This window comes from Micromonospora vulcania, assembly GCF_042658605.1.
Taxonomy (GTDB): Bacteria; Actinomycetota; Actinomycetes; order Mycobacteriales; family Micromonosporaceae; genus Micromonospora; species Micromonospora vulcania.
Genome location: NZ_JBHSQS010000016.1, coordinates 110,483 through 132,161, shown reverse-complemented (window position 1 = coordinate 132,161; position 21,679 = coordinate 110,483). Strand labels below are relative to the sequence as shown.

Sequence of the window (21,679 nt, the reverse complement as noted above, 5' to 3'; positions counted from 1 at the left end):
GGAATGATCGATCAAGGGCTGTCCCCATGATCAGCCGGGGTCGATGCCACCGCCCGACAGGTTAAAGATCAAGCTAGCCGGTCCTGGCCGTCGGTCAGCGGGTGCCATTTTCGTGCCGTTCGCCAGGGCGAGCTGAGGAGATTCGGATGCTGCACCTGCTGTTGCTGCAGTACACGGGGTCGGAGCAGAAAGCCGAGCGGTTCGTCGCCGGTCACGTCCTCTTCCTCAAGCGCTACCACCACGACGGGACGTTCTTGGTGTCCGGACAGGCGGTGCCCTCGATGGAGGGCGGTGCCATCGTGGCCTGCGGCGTCGATCGTGCGGCAATAGAGCGGATTGTTGTGGAAGACCCCTTCGTCATGGCGGGGTCGCCACGTACACGGTTACAACGATCGATCCGGCGCGGGTTCACCCGGCGCTGGCGGGCGTACTCGGGATCGACGACTCCCGCGTACGCGGCTGACACTGCGGCGACATGCACGTGGCGCGGACTGCGAGTCGTAGCGGGTGGCCAGGGCTCTCGAGGTAGATCGTGCTCGATCCAGGAAACAGTGGGGTCGGCACCGCCGGAAGGCCACTACATTCTTGATCGAGCGCGATCTTCGGGGCGGGACCGCACGCTGCGCGCCCGGCGCGCACGATCAAGGTCGCCGCGCGCCCGGAGCGCGCGCGATCTTGGCCGGGGCGCGCCTGGAGCGCGCGCCCCGGCCGCGCACGCTTCCCGGGCCGGGGCGCGCGCTGTTCAGTTGAACGCGGCGAACATTCCGGGCTCGTACGAACCGCCCTTCTGGTGCACGATCACGGCGAGCCGGTTGGCCGCGTTGATCAGTGCGACCAGGGCGACCAGCGCTCCGATCTGGTCGTCGTCGTAGTGCTTGCGTACCTGGGCCCAGGTCTCGTCGGACACGCCCTGGTGGGCGTCGGCGAGCCGGGTGCCCTCCTCGGCGAGTGCCAGCGCGGCCTGTTCGGCCTCGGTGAACACGGTGGACTCACGCCAGGCGGCGACCAGGTTGAGCCGGACCGCGGTCTCGCCGCCGGCGGCGGCCTCCTTGGTGTGCATGTCGATGCACCAGCCGCAGCCGTTGATCTGGCTGGCGCGCAGCGACACCAGTTCCTGGGTGGACTTCGGCAGCGGCGACTGCTGGATCACCAGGCCGGCGTTGGCGAACCGCTTGGCGAACTTGCCGGCGATCTCGTTGCTGAACAGGTCGAACCGTACGTCCATGGCGTCGTCCTCACTCGCGCTGTTGGGGTGGACGAACATGAGATGCCGGTGGCCCGGTCGCTGTGACGGCGCTGGTGGAGTGACGAGCACCACAGGGTTCGGGTGTCACAGAACGGCGGGGTGCGGCATCTGGTGGGTGAACACAGTCGAGAGTGAACGGGGGCCGAGCATGGCCGGCACGCCGCAGACCGCATCCGACGATCGTGACGAGCGCTCGGATCCTGCCACCGAGGTGTTCCTGGCCCACCGCAGTCTGCTGTTCACCGTCGCGTACGAGATGCTCGGCTCGGCGGCCGACGCGGAGGACGTCATCCAGGAGACCTGGCTGCGGTGGGCGGCCGTCGACCTCGACGCCGTACGGGATCAGCGCGCCTACCTGGTCCGGATCACCACCCGTCAGGCGCTGGGGCGGATGCGGACGCTCGGGCGCCGCAGAGAGTCGTACGTCGGCTCCTGGCTGCCCGAGCCGCTGCTCACCGCGCCCGACGTGGCCGAGGATGTCGAACTGGCCGACAGCGTCTCGATGGCGATGCTGCTGGTGTTGGAGACCCTCGCGCCGACCGAGCGGGCGGTGTTCGTGCTGCGCGAGGTGTTCGACCTCGGGTACGACGAGATCGCGGAGGCCGTCGACAAGAGCCCGGCGGCGGTCCGCCAGATCGCCCACCGGGCGCGGGCGCACGTCGCCGCGCGCCGTCCACGTGCGGTGGTCTCCCCGGCCGAGACCCGGGACGCGCTCGCGGCGTTCCAGCGGGCGGTCGAGACGGGCGACCTGCAACGCCTTCTCGACGTCCTCGCCCCGGACGTCGTCCTGCTGGGTGACGGAGGCGGGATCAAGCAGGCGGTCCCGCGGCCGATCGTGGGGGCCGACAAGGTGGCCCGGGTGCTGACCGCCGGGCTGGGCAGGGTCGCCGCCGTGGTGTCGCTGCGGCCGGCGCAGGTCAATGGCCACCCGGCGCTGATCATCCGGCTTGATGGCGAGATCGACACCGTCGTGACGGTACGCATCGACGACGGGCTCATCACCGGGCTCTACGGGGTACGCAATCCCGAGAAGCTGTCGCACATGGAGCGGGAGACCATCCTGCGCCGCTAACGTCCGCCCAGGTGCCCGGTGCGAGTGGTTGGATGGATGTCACTGCTCGGGGACGGGGGAGTCGATGGTTGAGCCGCGCGCCTTCTGGCTGGACGAGAATTTCGACCGTGAGCACGGCGTCGACGGGCGCGGTCGGTACGAGGCCGAGGTGCTGGGTCGCCTTGACGAGTTCGCCGACACGTGGGGCGACATCGCGCCGGTCGCCTTCGCGGTAACGGCGTGGCGGCTGGCCTGCGAGTTGTCGCCGGGCTACGTCCGCTGGCACCGACGGATCGTCTCGGCGACCTGTACGCGTAACCGGTGGGACGGGGGCCTCACCTGCTCGGTCACGGTGATCTCGCAGTGGCCGGCCGAGCTCACCTGGACCAGGCAGTGGCAGCGCGACCGTGGCTGGCGGGACTGGCCTCAGATGTTCGGTCAGTACACGACCCCGACCGAGCAGGACGTGACGCGCAGCCCGCATCTGCGCGCGATGCTCCAGGTGGAGACGCCGGTGCCGCTCGGCGACCTGCCGCCCGCCCCCGATGGTCCGGACGCCTCCGTGGTGCCCGCGGCGCGCAGAGCCGTCACGGTGCTGGTTCGGGAACTCAACGAACTCCTCGCCCCGATGATCGGCCAGCTCGAAGCCGGGGTGCCCGCCGACTCCTGAGTGCTGCCGCTTTCGTCGGCGCAGATATCGAAGGAAGGTGTAGTTCCGGTGCCCCGTGGGCAAGATTTGCGCATGGGTGAATCGGGCCGGGCGCGGCTGGCGACACGACCGTCGCCGTCCGCCGCGTGATGCGGGTGCGGCACCGCCTGCCGGCGCTGGCTCTCGGGACGGTGGCGGTCGGCGTGGCCCTGGGCGCTGACCCCGCCCACGCCGACCCGTTGCCGCTGCCGCTGCCCACCAACCCGTCGCCGGCCGAAGCCGACAGCACGCCGAAGATCATCCAATCGCTGGTGCCCGACGTGCTCGAAGCGCCGCTGGCCGTACCGCTGCCGCTGCCGACGGCCGTACCCCTGCCGCTGCCCACGGGCATCCCGCTGCCGCTGCCGACGGCGATCCCGCTGCCGACGACCAAGCCTCCGATTGTCATACCAACTCCGACGCTGCCGCCGTCCTCGTCGCCCGCCGCACCCGTACCGTCCGCCTCGGCCGCTCCGACCGCGCGCACCGCCGCGCCGACGTCGTCGCCGTCAACCCGGTCATCGTCGCCAGCGCCGTCGGCGCCGGCCTCCTCGGTGACAGCGGCTGGCCCCCACGCCGCTGCGGACGGCCGGGCGACGCATCGAACGCGGACGGCGAGTGCCGCCGTCGCCGTGTCGGCGCCCAACCCTCCCGTGCGTCCCGCGCCGGGCCCACCGGCGTTCGTGCTGGCACTCGCCTGCGCGCCCGCCGGCATTGGCGCAGGCGGTGTCGATCCGCCGACGGCAGCACCTGAGGGGCCGCCGTTCATCTCGCCGCCGTGCCGAGGGCACACAGCGGCTGCCGTCGACCGGCACGCTGCCGGTCGGCCCGTGGAGCGGGGTCCTCCGCCGCCGCGGCATCTCCTGATCACCCACCCGCGTCCACGACGTTGATCAGGAGAGGTCATGGAAATAGCCGTTATCTGGATCCCGGGCCACATCGAGCCGTCCGAGCCCGTCGTCGCGGTGTGTCTTTCCCACATCCGCCGACACGCCTACCGGTTCAACGGGATCATCCGGGCATCGTGGGAGGCCGTCGAGCAGACGATGGTCGATGGAGAGGTGGACGTCGTCGTGATCGCCGACTTCGCCCATCTTCCGCCGGATCGGTCGCCCCGGATCGAGTTGGCGACCGCCCCGCCGTCGACGGCCGAGGAGGATCGACCGGTCCTCGGGCCACGAGTGAACTAACACGATGATGCGCCCCGTCCCCATCGGACGGGGCGCTTCGTCGACCCGGGAGGGGCGGGCACGGGCGGACCGTCAGTGGGCCGGATCGGGGTCGCGGGCCTGCCAGTCCAGGTGGTCCCGGTACAGCCGTGCCAGGACGATCCAGCCGAGGGAGAACGGCAGGGCACCCAGGGCGACGATTGCCAGGACGCCGGCGCCCACCACGTCGAAGACCGCACCGATGTCGCCGAACAACTGGGCGACGGTCTGGAAGGCGAGGTGGAAGCCGATGCCCGCCCAAATGTCGCCGGTGGCGGCGCGGAAGCCGCCCAGGACGAGGGCGAACACGAAGAAGAGCAGAATTCGGTCGAGCGAGGTGGCGGCGCCGACGAGGAACCCGAACAGGGTGAACAGCAGGGCCTGCCCGACGACCGCCTGCCAGGCCGGCAACCGGGTGGCGAGGTTGCGTTGGAGATAGCCGCGAAAGAGAAGCTCCTCCGGCAGCGCCTCGTACAGAAAGACGAGCACGACCAGCAGCGCCGCCACGCGTAGCGCGTCCCCGACGGACGTGCGCGGGCTGATCTCGACCCAACGGGTGCCGAGGCAGAGCGCGAAGCCGATGGCGGCGGGGACGAGCCAACACGCCATGCCGAGCAGCAGGTGCCGCCAGCCGGCGCGCAGCGAGGGCAGCCCGAGGCCGGCCCAGGGGCGACGGTCGAGCAGGCGACGAGCAACCACTACCAGGGGTACGACCAGAGCGGTGGTCAGGATGGCCCTGGCGACGTGGGTGGGGCGGTCGTAGTCCCGACCGAGCAGAGCGCCGTGGTAGAGGAACAGCCACACCAGGACGGCGGCGGCGAACACGATGAGGATTCGCCAGGGCAGCGCGGGGCGAGAGCGCGGGGAGATCCTCTGCACCACGCGCAGCGTAGCCAGGGGCGTCAAGAGCGGACGGTCAGCGCCCCAGGACGAGATAGGCGAGACCGAGTACGCCCCGATAGCCGCCGACGTACTGGCGCAGTCGGTCGTCCAGTTCGGTACGGACCCGGGCGGCGCGAGGGTCCTCCGGATGGGCCAGGAGCCACTCCTGCCGGCCCGCGAGCCAGGTGGATTCGAAGTCGTCCCACTCCCGCTGGTCGGCGGTGCTGACGTGCAGGGTCCGCCAGCCCTGGGCGCGGGCCCGCTCGATGAGGTCCGGCAGTGCCGCGACCTCCGGTCCGAAGAGCTGCTCGACGTCCGTCGTGGGGGGACGTTCCCAGTACGCCTCGCCGAGCAGGAGCCGGCCGCCGGGCCGGACCACGTCGGCGAGAGCCGTCAGGGCGGCACCCGTGCCGCCGAAGGCGTGGCTCGCACCGACGCAGAGGACCCGGTCGGCCGGTTCGTGCCAGGCCGCGACCTCGCCCATCACGAACGCGACGTGCCGGTCGAGTGACCGGTCGGCGGCCAGCTTGCGCCCCCGGGCGAGTGCGGCGTCGTCGGTGTCGACCCCGACGCCCCTCGTGGCGGTCGGACCGTCCACACCGCCGGCGGCGACTGCCCGCAGCAGCAGCTCGCCCCAGCCGCAGCCGAGGTCGAGCACTCGCGCACCAGGGCCGACGTCGAGCCGCTGCAGCAGCAGCTCCGCGTGCTCCTCGGACAGCGGGGTGTTCCAACGCATCCGGGCGTAGCGGTGGGTGGCGGGGTCGTCGGTCGGCTGCATGCCTAGAGGGTGTCAATTCGTGCCCGACGCCGCACGCCAGTTTGGCCGCTGGCAGGTCCGCGCCGACCCCCGGCACCGGTGAATCGGTAACCGGGCACCGGCCCGTACGGCAGGATCGGTGAGGTGGAGGCGGACGGTGACCCGGGCGAGTCGGAGCCGTTCCGCCGGCCGACCCGCGCCGAAGTCGCCGCCGCCGTCGGCCGGGGCCTGGTCGACGTGATCGGGCCGGATCTGCGGGTGCTGTTCTGTGGCTTCAACCCGGGCCTCTACTCGGCCGCCGTGGGGGAGCACTTCGCCCGCAAGGGCAGCCGGTTCTGGCCGGCCCTGCACCGCTCCGGCTTCACGGACCGGGAGCTGCGCCCGTGGGAACGCGACGAGCTGCTGCGGCAGGGGTTGGGCATCACCAGCCTGAGCAACCGGGCCACCGCTCGCGCCGACGAGCTGACGTCGGCGGAACTGGTGGCCGGGGTGACCGGGTTGGCGGTCAAGGCCGGGCGTTACCGACCGAGGTGGGTGGCCATTCTCGGGGTGACCGCGTACCGGATCGCCTTTGTGCGGCCCGGGGCCGGGCTGGGGCCGCAGCCGGACCGGCTGGGCCCGACCCGGGTGTGGGTGTTGCCCAACCCCAGCGGCCTGAACGCGCATTTCCCGCTGCCGGCGCTGACCGCCGAGTTCGCGGCGCTGCGTCAGGAGATCGAACGCTAACCCGCCAGTGCCTGGTAGTAGGGCTGCATGGCGGGGTGGTACTCGTCGAACTCGGGTCGGGGCGAGCCGTCCCGGGAGGCGACGAGCATGTCCAGGTAGTACTCCCAGCCGGCACCGATCTCGGCGACCATCTCCAGGTTGGTCAGGTGCTGCACGAACCGCAGCTCGGTGCTGCCGTCGGTCTCGGTCAGGGTCAGCTCCAACTGCCAGGTGCCGTAGCTGTCGATTATCGACACGGCGAGCAGGCGCGGCGCGTCGCACGCGTCGATCCGCACGTCGCTCCAGGGCTGCTGCTCCTCGTACGCCATCTGCAGCCGGATGGTCCGCCCGGGCGCGGCGTCGCCCTCCCACGGGCCGAACCAGCGTGCCGTGCGCTCCGGTTCGGTCGGGCTGGCCCACACGTCCGCAGCCGGGGCGCGGAACGTACGGGTCAGGACGAGATCGTGGCCGGTGTCGGTGCGAAACAGCCGGCCGGCGGGTGTACGGGTCATGCCGTGTGCTCCCTTCGGTGCTCCGCCGGGGCGCGACTGCGGCGTTCCCGGCGGGTTCGATAGACCTCGGTCTCCAACGCGTCGAGCTGCCGTTCCCACCGGTCGGCGGTGACGAGCCGGGTGAGCCAGTCGACCAGCTCGACGAGCGGGCCGGGATCGAGGCGGTAGATCCTCTGGCGGCCGACCAGGTCGTCGCGGACCAGCCCGCTCTCGCGTAGCACCCGCAGGTGCCGGCTGATCGCGGGACGACTGATCGCGAACCGTTGGGCGATGTCGCCCGCGGCCAGCGGCTCGTCGCGCAGCATGGTCAGGATGCGCCGCCGTACCGGGTCCGCGATCGCGGTGGCCACCTCGTCCACGCCGAAAGCGTAACCCATGAGTTACGCTTTCGGCGCGCCGGTGACGGTGCCGCTGCGTCGATGGTGGGCACTTGATCAGCTGGCCTGGCAGTCTTGTCGGCATGGCCGCCCTGCTTCGCTCCCGCGTGACCGACTGGACCGTCGCCGTACCCGTGCTCGCGGTGCTGGTGCTTCTCGTGACCTGGGGGCGGGACCTGCCCGCGGTGGTGGTCGTGCTGGTCGCGGCCCTGCTGGGTGGTGCGGTGCTGGCGGCCGTGCACCACGCCGAGGTGGTCGCCCACCGGGTGGGGGAGCCGTACGGCTCGTTGGTGCTGGCCATCGCGGTCACCGTGATCGAGGTCGCCCTGATCGTCACGCTGATGATCAGCGGGCCGGAGAAGACCCAGTCGCTGGCCCGGGACACCGTCTTCGCCGCCGTCATGATCACTTGTAACGGCATCCTCGGCCTGTCGCTGCTGCTCGGGGCGCTGCGCCGACGGGTCGCCGTGTTCAATCCCGAGGGCACCGGTGGGGCACTGGCCACTGTGGTCACCCTGGCCACCCTGAGCCTGGTCATCCCGACCTTCACCACCGCGCGGCCCGGCCCGGAGTTCAGCCCGGCCCAGCTCGCCTTCGCCGCCGTCGCGTCGCTCGCCCTGTACGGGCTGTTCGTGCTGGTCCAGACCGGCCGGCACCGCGACTACTTCCTGCCGGTCGACAGCGAGGGCCGGGTGATCGACGCCGAGGAGCACGCCAAGCCGCCGACGACCCGCGCCGCGCTGGTCAGCCTGGGTCTGCTGCTGGTGGCGCTGGTCGCGGTCGTCGGCGACGCCAAGACCGTCTCGCCGACCATCGAGGCCGGGGTGGCGGCGGCGAACCTGCCGCACGCGTTCGTCGGCGTCATCATCGCCCTGCTGGTGCTGCTGCCGGAGACCCTGGCCGCCGCCCGCGCCGCCCGCCGCGACCGGGTGCAGATCAGCCTCAACCTCGCCCTCGGCTCGGCGATGGCCAGCATCGGCCTGACCATCCCGGCCATCGCGATCGCCTCGATCTGGCTGGACGGGCCGCTGCTGCTCGGCCTCGGCGGCACCCAGCTCGCCCTGCTCGCGCTCACCGCGGTGACCGGGGTCCTGACCGTCGTACCGGGCCGGGCCAACGTGCTGCAGGGCGGCGTACACCTGGTGCTGCTGGCCGCCTTCGTCTTCCTGGCCGCCAGCCCCTGACCGGCCGGCTCAGCCCGGGGCGTCGTCCGTGAGCCGGTCCGCGCGGGCGTTCAGGTAGCGCTGCTGGGCCAGGTTCGTCGACCGCGCCGCCGCCATCCGGTACGCCTCGTGCGCCGCGACCCGTTCCCCGACCAGCTCCCACAGGTGGGCGCGGGCAGCCGGCAGTCGCGGGTCGTCGGCCAACCGGGCGTCGTCGGCCAGCCCGGCGAGCAGCGCCAACCCGGCCGGCGCGCCCCTGCTCATCGCCACCGCCACCGCGTGGTTGAGCGCCACGACCGGGTTGTCGCTGATGCTCAGCAGCACCTCGTACAGGGCGGTGATCTGCGCCCAGTCGGTCGCCTCGGCGCTCGGCGACTCGTCGTGCACCGCCGCGATGGCCGCCTGGAGCTGGTAGGGCCCGACCGCCCCGCGCGGCAGCGCGCCGGTGATCAGGGCGACGCCCTCGGCGATCTGGTCGACCCGCCACCGGCTGCGGTCCTGCTCGGCCATCGGCACCAGCTCACCGTGCGGGCCGATTCGCGCCGGAGCGCGGGCATCGGTGAGCAGCATCAGCGCGAGCAGCCCGGTGACCTCGGGATCCTCCGGCAGCAGCCGGTGCACCAGGCGGGTCAGCCGGATCGCCTCGGCGGTCAGGTCGCCGCGCAGCAACCCGGGGCCAGCGGTGCGCGCGTACCCCTCGGTAAAGATCAAATAGAGTACGTGCAGCACGGCGGCGAGCCGGTCGGCCCGTTCCGGGCCGGTGGGCGGCGCGAACCGTAGGCCACTGTCCCGGATCCGCTGCTTGCCCCGGCTGATCCGCCGGGTCATCGTCGCCTCCGGCACCAGGAACGCGCGGGCCACCTCGGCGGTGCTCAGCCCGCCCACCGCGCGCAGCGTGAGGGCGATCTGCGAGGCCGGCGAGAGCGCCGGATGGCAGCACAGGAACAGCAGGATGAGCGTGTCGTCGGCGTCCGCCGGTGGCCGGTCCGCGGCGGGGGCCTGCCACTGCTCGGGCAGCACCCAGCGCGCCACGGTGTCCTCCCGCCGCGTCCGGGCCTGCTCGTTGCGCAGCAGGTCGGTCAGTCGGCGGGACGCGACGGTGATCAGCCAGCCGCGCGGATTCGCCGGTAGGCCGTCGCGCGGCCAGCCGCTCGCCGCCGCGATCAGTGCCTCCTGGACGGCGTCCTCGGCGGTGTCGAAGTGCCCGTAGCGGCGTACCACCGCGCCGAGGACCTGCGGCGCCAGCTCGCGCAGCAGGTCCTCGACGGACGGACCGGTCTCCGGCACCCGTCAGCCGGCCAGGTCCTCGACGCCGTCCATGACCGGCCGTACGTCCACGTACTGGCCCGGCGCGTCCGGGTCGACCAGGCCGGCGGCGATCTCGGTGGCCCGGTCGAAGCTGGCGCACTCCACGATCGTGTAGCCCGCGAGAACCTCCTGCGTCTCCGGGTACGGGCCGTCGGTGACCACCGGCGCGCCCTCGCGCACCTGTATCCGACGGGCGTGCACCGGCTCGCTGAGGCCCCGGGCGTCGACCAGCTCGCCGGACTCGGCGAGCGCCTGGTGGTACGTCTCCATGTGCTTGTGCATCGCCGCGATCTGCTCGGCCGACATCGCCGGCCTGTCGGTGGCCCGGCCGGACAGCACGTCGTAGTCCTGCTGCGACCCGTAAAGCATGATCATGTATTTCATGGCAGATCCTCTCCCGTTTTCCGTGGGCGCCACCCCGGCGCCCGCACCAGAAACGTCGAAACCACCGGCCCGTCCCAGACAAGCTACGACCCCCAAACCCGCGCCGCCCCGCCGAACCCTGCCGCCCCCGGCCCCGGCGATCATGAGGTTGGCGGCACGACACGCCGCGCCAGCCCGCAAAACCTCATGATCAACAGGGGGCGGCGGAGTTCGGGGGGAGATCGGGGTGGTGGGGGACTACTAGGGTGGCGGGATGACGGCGGTGTGGGTGGTACTCGCGGTTGTGGTGGTTGTCGGTGGAGGGCTGTTCGGGGTTGTCGCCTGGCGTGACCGGGCGCGGACCGGGGCCAGCGACGACAGCGGCGCCGGTCGGGACGCGCGGGCGCGGCAGGCGCGCTACGAGGCGCAGCGGCACGGCGAGCAGGGCGACACCTGGCAGCGCGGGCGCGACTCCACCGGCGGCTGACGGGTCACTGCCCGTAGGACAACCGGAGCCGGTTGTTGATCAGATAGTTGAGCCGGTGCCGCAGGTATCCGAGGGTGCTCTCGCTCGGCAACTCCCCGTCGGTGGTGAGCGTCCAGCGCAGCACGCAGTCCTGGCCGGGCGGTTGCGGGGTCAGGTCGAAGCGGATCCGGTCCAGGGGCCGGTGCGGCCACAGCGACGACCAGACCACCAGCACCGGCGCGTATCCGGCCACGACCCGTGGCGGTACCTCGTCGTCGCGTAGCTCCAGCCAGGGCCGGGCGCCAGCCTCCCACGGGTCGCGCAGCGAGCGCCACACGATCCGCGCCGGCGCGGGCTGGCGCCGCCGCCGGCTACCCAGCTCATGCATCCCGACCCTCCTTTGCGGACGCTCACCCCGACCCATTGTGCGCCACCGGCGAGGGTGAACCGACCGGGACCGAAACGCGTACCTGAGGCGACGGGCGTGGCGGTCGTATCGTCGGGGTACAGCCCAGCGCAGCACCGACGCCAGGGGAGGCACACGTGGGGGCACGGTCAGGACGCGACGCCCGGGGCCCGCTGGTGGGCCTGCTGATCGCCGCGCTGGTGTCGGTCGCCTGCTCCGGAGGCGGCCTGTCCGAGCCGGAGGGTACGGGCCCGACCGCCACCCGGTCGGCGGCCTCGCCGGGGCCGAGCACCACCCGCGCCGACAGCACCACCAGCGTGGCCGAGTTCGAGCAGGACGTCGCCGACGCGCAGGACATCGCCGAGCGATACTGGGCGGCCCAGTTCAAGGCGTCCGGGCAGCGCTTCGAGCCGGTCCGGCGGATCACCCCCTACCAGCGGGCGGGCGAGGTGGCCTGCGGCGGCGAGCCGCTGCCGCGCAACAACGCGGTCTACTGCTCGCAGGGCGACTTCATCGCCTATGACGTCACCTGGTCGGTGGCGGCATTCCGGCAGGTCGGCGACGCGTTCGTGTTCTACCTGCTCGGCCACGAGTACGCCCACGGCATCCAGGTGCGCCTCGGCATCCGCTACAACTTCACCATCCAGCAGGAGTTGCAGGCCGACTGCATGGCCGGGGCGTACCTCGGTGATTCGGTGCGCTCCGGCGTCCTCACCCTGGCCGAGGGTGACCTGGACGAGTTCCGGGAGGGGCTGGCGGCCGTCGGCGACGACCCGGACCAGCCGTGGTTCGCCGAGGGCGCGCACGGCACCGCCGAGCAGCGCACCGACTCGTTCTTCCGTGGCTACGAGCGCTCCCTGGACGCCTGCGACCTGGGTTGACCGGGTTGCCCGGGTCACCTCGGGGCACGGTCCCGGCCACCGGGCGCGGCCGGCCTGGCAGGATCGCCAGTGTCGGCCACGACCCTGGAGGATCCGCTGAGCAGCCACCGCCCCGCCGCTGTGCTCTTCGACATGGACGGCACGCTGATCGACAGCGAGAAGCTGTGGGACGTCGCGTTGCAGGACCTGGCCCGGGAGTACGGCGGCGAGTTGTCCGCCGCCGCCCGCCGGTCGATCATCGGGACCAGCATGGCCGAGTCGATGCGGATGCTGCACGACGACCTGGGTCAACCCGAGCGGGATCCGCAGGTCAGCGGCGCGTGGATCAACGCCCGGATCCTGGAGCTGTTCCGCACCGGGCTGCCGTGGCGTCCCGGCGCGTTCGAGCTGCTGGGCGCGGTCCGCGCGGCGGGCATCCCCACCGCGCTGGTCACCTCCAGCACCCGGCCGCTGGTCGAGATCGCACTGGACACCCTGGGCCGGGACAGCTTCGACGTGGTGGTCTGCGGTGACGAGGTGCTCGCGACCAAGCCGCACCCGGAGCCCTACCTGACCGCCGCCCGGCTGCTGGGCGTACCGATCAGCCGCTGCGTCGCGATCGAGGACTCGCCGACCGGGGTGGCCAGCGCGTTCGCCTCCGGCGCGGCGGTGCTGGCCGTACCCGCCGAGGTGCCGCTGCCGCAGGCTGACGGCGTACACCAGGTGGCGAGCCTGACCGACGTGGACCTGGAGCTGCTCACGGCGTTGCTGGCCGCCCGTGCGGACGCGGATCGCCCGCTGGCCAGCTGACCTGCCGAAAGGGCCCCGGCCGCCGCGAACGGCGACCGGGGCCCTTTCGGCGTTGCCGGTCAGTCGTGGGCGATCGCGCCCAGGACGTTGATCCGGGCCGCCCGGATCGCCGGCAGCACCGCGGCCACCACCCCGATGATCGCGGCGAGACCGAGGAAGACCCCCATCTGCCCCCACGGCAGGATCAGGTCGGTGATCCCCTCGTCCTTGAGGGCCTCGACCACCGCGGCGCCGAGACCGGTGCCCACCGCGACGCCGAGCAGGGCGCCGAACACGGAGATCACCACCGCCTCCACGGTGATCATGCCCATGGTCTGCGACCGGCGCAGGCCGATCGCCCGCAGCAGACCCAACTCCCGGGTCCGCTCCAGCACCGACAGCGCCAGGGTGTTGATGATGCCCAGTACGGCGATCACGATGGCCAGCGCCAGCAGGATCTGGATCATCGTGAGCAGGCCGTCGAGCTGACCGGTCTGCTGCTTGATGAACGCGTCCCGGTCGGCCACCGACACCTCGGGGCTGTCCGCCAGCAACGTCTCCACCTGCGGCTGCACGTCGCCGACCCGGGTGCCCGGGGCCAGCTGGATGAAGCCCTGGATGGGCTGCGGGATGGCGAAGTCCTTCGCGGCCTCAGCCGGCAGCGTCACCGGGTTGGAGATCTGGGACGACTCGTAGATGCCGCTGACCGTGTAGGTGCGCGCCTCGCCCCGGTTGAGCTGCACGTTCACCGTCGAACCCACCGACCAGCCACGCGAGGTGGCGGTGTCCGAGCTGGCCAGCATCTGGGTCGGCCCGAGCCGGTCGATGTCACCGGCGGTGGCCTTCGCGCTGAAGATCTGCCGCAGCGACGCGATGTCGCTGCTCGCCGCGACCCAGGTGCTCTGGCCGTCGAGCTTGGCCATGTCGCCGTACTCGCCGTCGACCATCTGCACGCCGGGCAGGGCCTTGGCCTTGTCCAGCACGCCCGGGTCGAAGGTCGGCGGTCGCGGACCGCCCTGCACGCCGGAGATCACCAGCTCGGCCTTGATGGAGTCCTGGGCGAGCGCGCTGAGGCTGCCCTTGGCCGAGTCGAGGATCACCGTGACGCCGGTGACCAGCGCGATACCGACCATCAGCGCGGCGGCGGTGATCGCGGTACGGCGCGGGTTGCGTCCGGAGTTGAGCCGGCCCAACTTGCCCGGAACCGACCAGGAGAAGATCGCCCCGAGCAGGCTCACCACCGGCCGGCTGATCAGCGGGGTCAGCAGCGCCACCCCGATGAAGGCGAACAGCACCCCACCCAGGATGGTGGGCAGCGTCTGACCCTCGGCGTTGCCACTGAGACCGAGGAAGAGCAGCACCGCGCCGATGGCGGTGACCACCGACCCGGCCACGGTGACCTTGGTCAACGGCCGGTCCGGGGTGGCCACGTCCTGCATCGCCGCGATCGGCGGGATCCGCGACGCCCGCAGCGCCGGCAGCAGAGCCGCCACCACGGTGATGACCAGACCGACGGCGAACGAGCCGATCACCGCGGCCGCCGGTACGCCGATCCCGGCCAGGGTGAGCCCACCGGCCAGCTTGCCGAACAGGAACGCCAGCAGCGCGCCCACCCCGATGCCGGCGGCCAGGCCGAGCACCGAGGCGATCAGCCCCACCGCGATGGCCTCCAGCACCACCGAGCCGATGATCTGCCGGCCGCTGGCCCCGATGGCGCGCATCAGCGCCAACTCCCGGGTGCGCTGGGCGACGATGATCGAGAAGGTGTTGAGGATCAGGAACGTGCCCACCAGCAGCGCCACCGCGGCGAAGCCGAGCAGGATCTTGTTGAAGAAGGACAGGCCCTCCTTCAGGCTGGCCGAGGCGTCCGCGGCCACCTGCTTACCGGTCTTCACCTCGTAGTCGTTGCCCAGGGTGCGGGCCACGTTGTCGCGCAGCGTCTCGTCGGAGACGCCGTCGGCGGCCTTGACGGAGATGCTGCTGAACGAGCCGGGCGTGCCGAGCATCAGCTGCTGCGCCACCGGCGTGGTGAAGAACGTCTCGTTGACCCCGCCGATCGAGTCCCGGTCACCGCTGTAACCGACGATCCCGACCAGGTTGAACTCGCGCTTCTTCGACTCGAACGCGGTCAGTACGCCGATCTTCTGGCCGACCTGCAGCTTCGCGGCCGTGGCCAGCGACTTGTTGATCACGACCTCGTCGTCGGCCTGTGGCCCACGCCCCTCGCGCAGCTGCAGCAGCTCGCTCTCCCCGGTCCAGTTCTCGCCCAACTGCGGCGGACCGAACGAGGTCACCACCTTGCCGTTGCTGCCGATCACCCGGGCGCCGTCGGCGTTGACGATGCCGGTCGCCGAGGCCGCCCCGGACACCTGCTTCACCTGCTCCACCACGGCGGCGGGCAGCGGGGCGGCGGTCTGCTCGCCCTCCATCTCGCTGAGCTCGACCTTCGGCTTCGCCGCGACGTTCACGTCGATCTCGGAGAAGCCGTCGGCGAAGACCGAGTCGAAGGACCGGCCCAGGGTGTCGGTCAGCACGAAGGCGCCGGCCACGAACATCACCCCGAGCACCACCGCCAGCCCGGACAGGATCAGCCGGACCTTGCGGGCCAGCAGACTCTTCAGTGTCGCGCGGAACATCAGTTGCCCACCTCGGCCGGAGTGTCCAGCTTCTTCATGGTGTCCAGCACCGTCTCGGCGGTCGGCTCGATCAGCTCCGAGACGATCTGCCCGTCGGCGAGGAAGACCACCCGGTCGGCGTACGCGGCGGCGGTCGGGTCGTGGGTGACCATCACGATGGTCTGGCCGTGCTGCCGTACCGAGTCGCGCAGGAAGCCGAGCACCTCCGCGCCGGAGCGGGAGTCCAGGTTGCCGGTCGGCTCGTCCGCGAAGATCACCTCGGGGCGGGAGACCAGCGCCCGGGCGCACGCGACGCGCTGCTGCTGCCCACCGGAGAGCTGCGCCGGTCGGTGGTCCAGCCGGTCCCGCAGGCCGACCGTGTTGATCACCGTGTCGTACCAGGCCGGGTCCGGCTTGCGCCCGGCGATCGACAGCGGCAGCAGGATGTTCTCCTTGGCGGTGAGTGTGGGCAGCAGGTTGAACTGCTGGAAGATGAAGCCCACCTTGTCGCGGCGCAGCTTCGTCAGCCCCGAGTCGCCCAGCCCGGTGACCGTGGTCTCACCGATCGCCACCGTCCCCCGGGTGACCGAGTCCAGGCCCGCCAGGCAGTGCATCAGTGTCGACTTGCCGGAACCCGACGGGCCCATGATCGCGGTGAACCGGCCGCGTTCGAACTCCGCGCTGACCCCCCGTAGCGCGATGACCTGAGCCTCACCGCTGCCGTACACCTTCCACACGTCGTTCGCCCGGGCCGCGGCCTGCGCCTGCTGGCCTACCGTCGCGGTCACGTCATCTACCTCTTCCGTCGCTGCCAATACGCGCCGCCCCCGCTGGTCCGGCGCGACTGTTCCATCATCGGCGCTGCACACGCCCACCCCGTCCGCCCACGGGGGGACCCGGCGCGGATTTCACGCTGCGGGTGCACCCCCATGCCGGCTCAGGGTTGCCCCTGATCCAGCACCGGTCGAATGAGTTCCTGACCGGCGGAACACCTCCCCGACGGTAGGATCTGACCCCACGAGAGGGTCAACCGCGCCGAGCCATCTCCGGTCACGGTAGGTGACGACGGCAACCCGGGCCGTCCCCCCACGGAGGGATCTTCGGGTACGCCGAGCGGGGTATCCGCCACCCGCGGACTACGCCCGGGGACGGACCAACCCCGACTCGTACGCCAGCACCACCGCCTGCACCCGGTCACGCAACCGTAGCTTGGTCAGCACGTGCCCGACGTGGGTCTTGATCGTGGTCTCGCTGACCGACAGCGCCACCGCGATCTCGCCGTTGGACAACCCCCGCGCCACCTGGACCAGCACCTCGCGTTCCCGGTCGGTGAGCGCGCTGAGCACCGACGGCGTCGTGGCCGCCGGGTCGGGCAGCAACTCGGCGAAGCGGTCCAGCAGCCGCCGCAGGATTCGCGGCGACACCACCGCGTCCCCGCCGGCCACCGTACGGATCGCCGCGATCAGGTCCTCGGCCGGCACGTCCTTGGCCAGGAACCCACTCGCGCCGGCGCGCAGCGCGCCGACCACGTACTCGTCCAGGTCGAACGTGGTCAGCACCAGCACCCGCACCGGCAGGCGGGCGTCGACGATCGCCCGGGTCGCGGCCACCCCGTCCATCCGGGGCATCCGGATGTCCATCAGCACCACGTCGGGCAGCAGCCGGCGAGACAGCTCCACCGCCTCCAGACCGTCGCCGGCCTCCGCCACGATGTCCAAATCCTGTTCGGCGCCGAGCACCATCCGGAAGCCGGTACGCAGCAGCGGTTGGTCGTCCGCGAGCAGGATCCGCACCGGCCGCGCCGAGGCCACCCGATCGCCCATCTCGCCTCCCTGCCCCCGCGCCGACGCCGTGTTGCGCACGGGTCATCCTCGCGCACCCCGGCCCTTTGGAGGTGGTGAGCCCGCCGGTGCGTCGCGGACCACGCTAGAGGCCCGTCCGACGGCGCGGCCCGACCGAGCTGGCGCCGAATCGGTCGGGTCGTGGGTCTTCGCCGGGTGCCGGTGCCCGCCGTCGCGGCGAGGTGGCCACGCCGGGGGGGACCGGTGTCCGAGCCGCGGAGCGCTGCACCGCCGGTCGTTACCGGGCGGGTGTCACTCGTCGGCGCCCGGCGTGGCCGGGCCGGAGCGCGCGTCGCGCAGCGGATCGGCGCCTGCGGCTCCGACCGGGAACGGCGGTGGGGTGCCGCCGAAGGTGGGGCACAGCGCCTGGTGACTGCACCAGTCGCAGAGCCGGCTCGGTCGGGGTCGGAAATCCTGCCGCTCGGTGGCCTGCTCGATGGCGCGCCACAGCGCCACCACCGTGCGCTCGAAGCGGACCAACTCGTCGGCGTCCGGCGTGTAGTCCAAAACCTCGGCGTCGCGTAGATAGAGCAGCCGCAGCACCCGGGGCACCACTCCTCGGGTACGCCAGAGCACCAGCGCGTAGAACTTCAGCTGGAACAGCGCCCGCGCCTCGAACGCCTCGCGCGGGGCGCCGCCGGTCTTGTAGTCGACCACCCGCAGCGCGCCGTCCGGGGCCACGTCGAGCCGGTCGAGGTAGCCGCGGATCAGCAGCTCCTCGTCGACCACCGCCGAGATCAGGCTCTCCCGCTCGGCCGGCTCCAGCCGGGTCGGATCCTCCACCGCGAAGTAGCCCTCCAGCAGGCCGGCGGCGGAGCGCAGGAACTCCGCCGAGCCGTCCGGATCGGCGCCGTCGAAGATCGCCGCCAGCTCCGGCTGCTCGGTCACCAGCCGGTCCCACTGAGGGGCCACCAGGTCACCGGCCGCGGCCGGGGTGCGACCCGGCGCGGGAAGATCGAACAGCCGCTCCAGCACCGCGTGCACCAGGGTGCCCCGGGCCTGCTCCATCGTCGTGCGTTCGGGCAGCCGGTCGATGCTGCGGAACCGGTAGAGCAGCGGGCAGGTCTTGAAATCCGCCGCCCGCGACGGGGACAGCGAGGCCCGCACGGTCGGCGGCGTCTGCGCCGCAGTGAGGGGCTGCTGGGTGGTGGTGACCGATTCCGCCGTCATGTCGGCAAAGGTTAGGGCACCGGTGTGACACCGCCCGCTGCCCGCCCCGTACGCCCGCGGTCCGTAGCATCGTTCCGATGGAGCAGACATCGCGCCCGCCGCGCCGCCGCGACCGGCGCCCCGGCCTGAGCGTGGGCCGGGTCTTCGGAGTGCCGCTGCACCTCAACGGCTCGATGCTCCTGCTCGCTGTGCTGGTGGCCGTCCTGTACGCCGAGTTCGCCCGCCGCCAGCTCGACCTGCCGCAGGTCAGCGGCTATCTGATCGGCTTCGGGTTCGTGGTGTCGCTGCTCGGCTCGGTGCTGCTGCACGAGTTGGGCCACGCGCTCACCGCCCGTAGGTACGGCATCGGTGTGCGCGGGATCACGCTGGAACTGCTCGGCGGCTATACCGAGATGGACCGCGACGCGCCGTCACCGCGCGTCGACCTGCTGGTCTCGCTGGCCGGCCCGGCGGTCTCGGCGGTGCTCGGTGTCCTCTCGGTGGCCGCCACGCTCGCCCTGCCCGAAGGGACCGTGGCACACCAGCTCGCCTTCCAGCTGGCCGTGAGCAACGTCATCGTGGCGCTGTTCAACATCCTGCCCGGGCTGCCGCTGGACGGCGGCCGAGCGCTGCGCGCCCTGGTGTGGGGGCTGACCCGCGACCGGCACCGGGGCACCGAGGTCGCCGGCTGGGCGGGTCGCGTGGTGGCCGTCGGCACCGCCGTCCTGGTCCTGCTGCTCACCCTGGCCGACCTCCTCGCTCCGCTGGCGTTGCCGCTGATGCTGCTGGTCGCGGTCACCCTCTGGCGCGGCGCCGGGCAGTCCATCCGGGCGGCCCGGGTCACCCGCCGCTTCCCACTGATCGACCTGCCCCGGTTGGCCCGGCCGGTGTGGCCGGTGCCCACCGGCACACCGCTGTCCGAGGCCCAGCGCCGGCGCGCGGAGGGCGGTCAGCCCCGCGCCGCGCTGCTGGTCACCGACTCCACCGGCCGGCCGGTCGCGCTGGTCGACCCGGCCGCCGCCGAGGCGGTACCCGCCGCCCGCCGCCCGTGGCTCGCGGTGGACGCCGTGGCCCGGTCGCTGGGCGCGTTCCCCACCCTGGCGGTCGGGCTGGACGGGGAGCGGGTGATGGAGGCCGTGCAGACCCACCCGGGCGCGCAGTACGTGGTGACGTCAGGCGAAGATGTCGTCGGCGTCCTGCACATCGCGGACCTTGCGCAGCTCCTCGAACCCAACCGGAAGATGACATCGTGACCGCAACTCCCTCCACCGTCCCGGCCGACGCCGCCACCCCGGCGCTGACACCCGTGCACCGCGGGCCGTTCCGGCCCGGCGACCGGGTGCAGCTGACCGACCCCAAGGGGCGGATGCACACCGTGACGCTGGAGCCCGGCAAGGAGTTCCACACCCACCGCGGCATCCTCGCGCACGACGCGCTGATCGGGCTGCCGGACGGCAGTGTGGTGACCACCACCGGCGGCGGCACCGCGTTCCTGGCGCTGCGCCCGCTGCTGTCGGACTACGTGCTGTCCATGCCGCGCGGCGCGCAGGTGATCTACCCGAAGGACTCGGCGCAGATCGTCGCGATGGGCGACATCTTCCCCGGCGCGAAGGTGCTGGAGGCCGGGGCCGGCTCCGGCGCGCTGAGCTGCTCGCTGCTGCGCGCGGTCGGCACCGAGGGGGAGCTGCACTCGTTCGAGCTGCGTGACGACTTCGCCCAGATCGCCCGGCGCAACGTCGAGGCGTTCTTCAACGGGCCGCACCCGGCGTGGCAGCTGCACGTCGGTGACGTCGCCCAGTGCCAAGAGACCGGCTTCGACCGCATCATCCTGGACATGCTGACGCCCTGGGAGACGCTCGACATGGTCGAGCGGGCTCTCCTGCCCGGCGGTGTGTTCATCGGCTACGTGGCCACCACGCCCCAGCTCTCCGAACTGGTGGAGGCGCTGCGCGAGCGGGGCGGCTGGACCGAGCCACGGGCCTGGGAGTCGCTGGTGCGGGACTGGCACGCCGAGGGTCTCGCGGTCCGTCCGGACCACCGGATGATCGCGCACACCGCGTTCCTGGTCTCCGCGCGCAAGCTGGCCCCCGGGGTCACCGCGCCGCCCCGGCGACGCAAGCCCAGCAAGGGCACCGAGGCGTACGTGCAGCGCCGGCAGGTGCTGCGCGAGGCCGAGGCGGCCCGGCAGGCGGCCGCCGCACAGGCCGCAGGCGTGCAACCGGACGCGACGGGGGAGATGGACAGGCCGTGATCATCGAGCTGGGCGGGCCGGCGTGAGCGCGCGGGTCGGTGCGAGCGCCCGGGCCGGCGTGCGCGGGCGGGTCGGTGCGGGGGAGCGGGCCGGCGTGGTCGAGCGGTGGGGGGCAACGGTATGAGCCGACCGGGCTACGGCGGCGGTGACCTTCCCGCGGTGTTTCCGGACTGGTCGCCGTACCAGGATCTGGAGTCGGCGGCACGCGCCTACCTGCGTGACCCGGACGTCGCCCTGGAGGCGCTCGGCGGGGTGCTGCGCGGCGCGTCGGTACTCGGCTTCACCCTGGAACGCTTCGTCAACGAGGTCAACGGCGTGTGGCAGGAGGTCGTGGTCTGCGACGGCAGCCGACTGATCCTCTGGCACGGCGAGGACGTGCCACCGACCGAGGGTCCGCCGGGGTCGATGACCTCGTCCCTGCGGGTGGTTCCGGTCTCCACCGTCACCGAGGTCGGCTGCCGACGCCGACTCAACCGCTCCGACAGCGGTGAGATCCGGGTCGACAGCATCGACGTCTACCTGCTGCTCACCTCATTGGACGAGGCACCGCCGAGCGAGGAGATGGCCGGTGCGCCGCGCCACGACGCGCTGCGCTTCGGCAAGACCCTCGACGACGGGGGCGCCGGGCAGATCGCCCGGCTGGAGGAGTTCGCCCGGCTGGTCGCCTCGGTGGTCGGCCGCCCGCTGCTCTGAGCCGTACCTCCCGGGCCCGGCCGGCCCGCGCGCACCGCGCGGCCGGCTGGGTGGCTCAGTCTTCCTCGGCGTCCGGGCCGGCGACCTCGACACCGTCACCGCGCACCACGTGGATGCAGTCGCCGGGGCACTCCTTCGCGGAGTCGATCACTTCGAGGCGCAGGTGCGCGGGCACGTCGACCCGGCTGCCCGGCGCCATCCGCAGCTCACCGTCGACACCCTTGACGTACGCCAGACCGTCGATGTCGAACTCGAAGACCTCCGGCGCGTACTGCACACAGAGCCCATCGCCCGTGCACAGGTCCTGGTCCACCCAGACCTGCAACTGGTCGGTCGCGACCTCGGCCAC

Annotated in this window: 25 protein-coding genes and 1 pseudogene; 12 read left to right on the top strand and 14 right to left on the bottom strand. The window is 72.2% G+C overall.

All coding sequences use genetic code 11. The annotated features are described in order from the left end of the window. Nucleotides 1-68 precede the first annotated feature (68 nt). Entirely contained in the window at nucleotides 69-215 is a 147-nt protein-coding gene (locus tag ACFQGL_RS24135) for a hypothetical protein (RefSeq protein ID WP_377514664.1), read from the bottom strand. On the opposite strand from ACFQGL_RS24135, the pseudogene ACFQGL_RS24130 reads away from it, so the two are divergent. Next, a pseudogene (locus ACFQGL_RS24130) lies at nucleotides 147-311 on the top strand (YciI family protein); the annotation flags it as partial. The gene ACFQGL_RS24135 and the pseudogene ACFQGL_RS24130 sit on opposite strands and share 69 nt — an antisense overlap. A 431-nt stretch (nucleotides 312-742) precedes the next feature. Here ACFQGL_RS24130 and ACFQGL_RS24125 read toward each other — a convergent pair. Next, the gene (locus ACFQGL_RS24125) at nucleotides 743-1,225 is read right to left on the bottom strand and encodes a carboxymuconolactone decarboxylase family protein (RefSeq protein ID WP_377514658.1); all 483 of its coding nucleotides are present in this window, start codon (nucleotides 1,223-1,225) and stop codon (nucleotides 743-745) included. Nucleotides 1,226-1,394: 169 nt separating this feature from the next. Between ACFQGL_RS24125 and ACFQGL_RS24120 the strand changes: the two genes are divergently transcribed. The 3 genes from ACFQGL_RS24120 to ACFQGL_RS24110 all read left to right on the top strand — a co-directional run bounded on the left by ACFQGL_RS24120 (nucleotide 1,395) and on the right by ACFQGL_RS24110 (nucleotide 4,175). Then, complete coding sequence (locus ACFQGL_RS24120; RefSeq protein ID WP_377514663.1) at nucleotides 1,395-2,318, top strand: RNA polymerase sigma-70 factor; 924 nt, start codon at nucleotides 1,395-1,397, stop codon at nucleotides 2,316-2,318. A 64-nt stretch (nucleotides 2,319-2,382) separates the two neighbouring features. Beyond that, entirely contained in the window at nucleotides 2,383-2,967 is a 585-nt protein-coding gene (locus ACFQGL_RS24115; protein ID WP_377514657.1) for a hypothetical protein, read from the top strand. 923 nt (nucleotides 2,968-3,890) lie between these two features. Then, nucleotides 3,891-4,175 carry a hypothetical protein gene (locus tag ACFQGL_RS24110; RefSeq protein ID WP_377514655.1) on the top strand — a complete coding sequence of 95 codons (285 nt, stop codon included), beginning with the start codon at nucleotides 3,891-3,893 and terminating at the stop codon, nucleotides 4,173-4,175. 72 nt (nucleotides 4,176-4,247) lie between these two features. On the opposite strand, the gene ACFQGL_RS24105 is transcribed toward ACFQGL_RS24110, so the two are convergent. Next, on the bottom strand, nucleotides 4,248-5,072 hold the full coding sequence (locus tag ACFQGL_RS24105) for a CPBP family intramembrane glutamic endopeptidase (RefSeq protein ID WP_377514654.1): 825 nt from the start codon (nucleotides 5,070-5,072) through the stop codon (nucleotides 4,248-4,250). A 37-nt stretch (nucleotides 5,073-5,109) separates the two neighbouring features. Then, nucleotides 5,110-5,853, bottom strand: coding sequence for an SAM-dependent methyltransferase (locus ACFQGL_RS24100; RefSeq protein ID WP_377514653.1), 744 nt, complete (start codon nucleotides 5,851-5,853; stop codon nucleotides 5,110-5,112). Nucleotides 5,854-5,976: 123 nt separating this feature from the next. On the opposite strand from ACFQGL_RS24100, the gene mug reads away from it, so the two are divergent. Continuing rightward, nucleotides 5,977-6,558: a G/U mismatch-specific DNA glycosylase gene (mug, locus tag ACFQGL_RS24095; RefSeq protein ID WP_377514652.1), complete on the top strand. Its 582-nt coding sequence runs from the start codon at nucleotides 5,977-5,979 to the stop codon at nucleotides 6,556-6,558. On the opposite strand, the gene ACFQGL_RS24090 is transcribed toward mug, so the two are convergent. Further along, nucleotides 6,555-7,049 (bottom strand): SRPBCC family protein, encoded by a 495-nt coding sequence (locus ACFQGL_RS24090; protein WP_377514651.1) that lies wholly within the window; start codon nucleotides 7,047-7,049, stop codon nucleotides 6,555-6,557. The two genes, mug and ACFQGL_RS24090, sit on opposite strands and share 4 nt — an antisense overlap. Then, nucleotides 7,046-7,408 carry a metalloregulator ArsR/SmtB family transcription factor gene (locus ACFQGL_RS24085; RefSeq protein ID WP_377514650.1) on the bottom strand — a complete coding sequence of 121 codons (363 nt, stop codon included), beginning with the start codon at nucleotides 7,406-7,408 and terminating at the stop codon, nucleotides 7,046-7,048. The genes ACFQGL_RS24090 and ACFQGL_RS24085 overlap by 4 nt, the downstream gene beginning before the upstream one ends. A gap of 101 nt (nucleotides 7,409-7,509) precedes the next feature. Here ACFQGL_RS24085 and ACFQGL_RS24080 point away from each other — a divergent pair, with 101 nt between their 5' ends. Then, the gene (locus ACFQGL_RS24080) at nucleotides 7,510-8,610 is read left to right on the top strand and encodes a calcium:cation antiporter (RefSeq protein WP_377514649.1); all 1,101 of its coding nucleotides are present in this window, start codon (nucleotides 7,510-7,512) and stop codon (nucleotides 8,608-8,610) included. Nucleotides 8,611-8,619: 9 nt separating this feature from the next. Here ACFQGL_RS24080 and ACFQGL_RS24075 read toward each other — a convergent pair whose 3' ends face one another. Next, a complete protein-coding gene (locus ACFQGL_RS24075; protein WP_377514648.1) occupies nucleotides 8,620-9,876 on the bottom strand; it encodes an RNA polymerase sigma factor in 1,257 nt (418 codons plus the stop codon). Between the two features lie 3 nt (nucleotides 9,877-9,879). Continuing rightward, entirely contained in the window at nucleotides 9,880-10,281 is a 402-nt protein-coding gene (locus tag ACFQGL_RS24070; protein ID WP_377514646.1) for a YciI family protein, read from the bottom strand. A 253-nt stretch (nucleotides 10,282-10,534) separates the two neighbouring features. On the opposite strand from ACFQGL_RS24070, the gene ACFQGL_RS24065 reads away from it, so the two are divergent. After that, nucleotides 10,535-10,747, top strand: coding sequence for a hypothetical protein (locus tag ACFQGL_RS24065; protein ID WP_377514645.1), 213 nt, complete (start codon nucleotides 10,535-10,537; stop codon nucleotides 10,745-10,747). Nucleotides 10,748-10,751: 4 nt separating this feature from the next. Here ACFQGL_RS24065 and ACFQGL_RS24060 read toward each other — a convergent pair whose 3' ends face one another. Next, complete coding sequence (locus ACFQGL_RS24060) at nucleotides 10,752-11,114, bottom strand: hypothetical protein (protein ID WP_377514644.1); 363 nt, start codon at nucleotides 11,112-11,114, stop codon at nucleotides 10,752-10,754. A 155-nt stretch (nucleotides 11,115-11,269) separates the two neighbouring features. On the opposite strand from ACFQGL_RS24060, the gene ACFQGL_RS24055 reads away from it, so the two are divergent. Together ACFQGL_RS24055 and ACFQGL_RS24050 are read left to right on the top strand one after the other, a co-directional pair. Next, complete coding sequence (locus ACFQGL_RS24055; protein WP_377514643.1) at nucleotides 11,270-12,013, top strand: neutral zinc metallopeptidase; 744 nt, start codon at nucleotides 11,270-11,272, stop codon at nucleotides 12,011-12,013. A 120-nt stretch (nucleotides 12,014-12,133) separates the two neighbouring features. Next, nucleotides 12,134-12,802, top strand: a complete 669-nt coding sequence (locus ACFQGL_RS24050) for an HAD family hydrolase (RefSeq protein ID WP_377514662.1) — start codon at nucleotides 12,134-12,136, stop codon at nucleotides 12,800-12,802. A gap of 59 nt (nucleotides 12,803-12,861) precedes the next feature. Here the strand turns inward: ACFQGL_RS24050 and ACFQGL_RS24045 are convergent, their stop codons facing one another. The 4 genes from ACFQGL_RS24045 to ACFQGL_RS24030 all read right to left on the bottom strand — a co-directional run bounded on the left by ACFQGL_RS24045 (nucleotide 12,862) and on the right by ACFQGL_RS24030 (nucleotide 18,407). Beyond that, entirely contained in the window at nucleotides 12,862-15,417 is a 2,556-nt protein-coding gene (locus ACFQGL_RS24045; protein WP_377514642.1) for an ABC transporter permease, read from the bottom strand. After that, nucleotides 15,417-16,184 (bottom strand): ABC transporter ATP-binding protein, encoded by a 768-nt coding sequence (locus ACFQGL_RS24040; RefSeq protein ID WP_377514640.1) that lies wholly within the window; start codon nucleotides 16,182-16,184, stop codon nucleotides 15,417-15,419. The genes ACFQGL_RS24045 and ACFQGL_RS24040 overlap by 1 nt, the downstream gene beginning before the upstream one ends. A gap of 348 nt (nucleotides 16,185-16,532) precedes the next feature. Beyond that, entirely contained in the window at nucleotides 16,533-17,219 is a 687-nt protein-coding gene (locus ACFQGL_RS24035; protein WP_377514639.1) for a response regulator, read from the bottom strand. A gap of 270 nt (nucleotides 17,220-17,489) precedes the next feature. Continuing rightward, the gene (locus tag ACFQGL_RS24030; protein WP_377514637.1) at nucleotides 17,490-18,407 is read right to left on the bottom strand and encodes a RecB family exonuclease; all 918 of its coding nucleotides are present in this window, start codon (nucleotides 18,405-18,407) and stop codon (nucleotides 17,490-17,492) included. Nucleotides 18,408-18,580: 173 nt separating this feature from the next. Between ACFQGL_RS24030 and ACFQGL_RS24025 the strand changes: the two genes are divergently transcribed. The 3 genes from ACFQGL_RS24025 (at nucleotide 18,581) to ACFQGL_RS24015 (ending at nucleotide 21,330) form a co-directional block, all read left to right on the top strand. Continuing rightward, nucleotides 18,581-19,639: a M50 family metallopeptidase gene (locus ACFQGL_RS24025; RefSeq protein WP_377514661.1), complete on the top strand. Its 1,059-nt coding sequence runs from the start codon at nucleotides 18,581-18,583 to the stop codon at nucleotides 19,637-19,639. Then, nucleotides 19,636-20,637 (top strand): tRNA (adenine-N1)-methyltransferase, encoded by a 1,002-nt coding sequence (locus ACFQGL_RS24020; protein ID WP_377514636.1) that lies wholly within the window; start codon nucleotides 19,636-19,638, stop codon nucleotides 20,635-20,637. Before ACFQGL_RS24025 ends, ACFQGL_RS24020 begins: the two co-directional genes overlap by 4 nt. 120 nt (nucleotides 20,638-20,757) lie before the next feature. Continuing rightward, nucleotides 20,758-21,330 (top strand): hypothetical protein, encoded by a 573-nt coding sequence (locus tag ACFQGL_RS24015; protein ID WP_377514634.1) that lies wholly within the window; start codon nucleotides 20,758-20,760, stop codon nucleotides 21,328-21,330. 55 nt (nucleotides 21,331-21,385) lie between these two features. On the opposite strand, the gene ACFQGL_RS24010 is transcribed toward ACFQGL_RS24015, so the two are convergent. After that, nucleotides 21,386-21,679 (bottom strand): ferredoxin, encoded by a 294-nt coding sequence (locus tag ACFQGL_RS24010; protein WP_377514660.1) that lies wholly within the window; start codon nucleotides 21,677-21,679, stop codon nucleotides 21,386-21,388.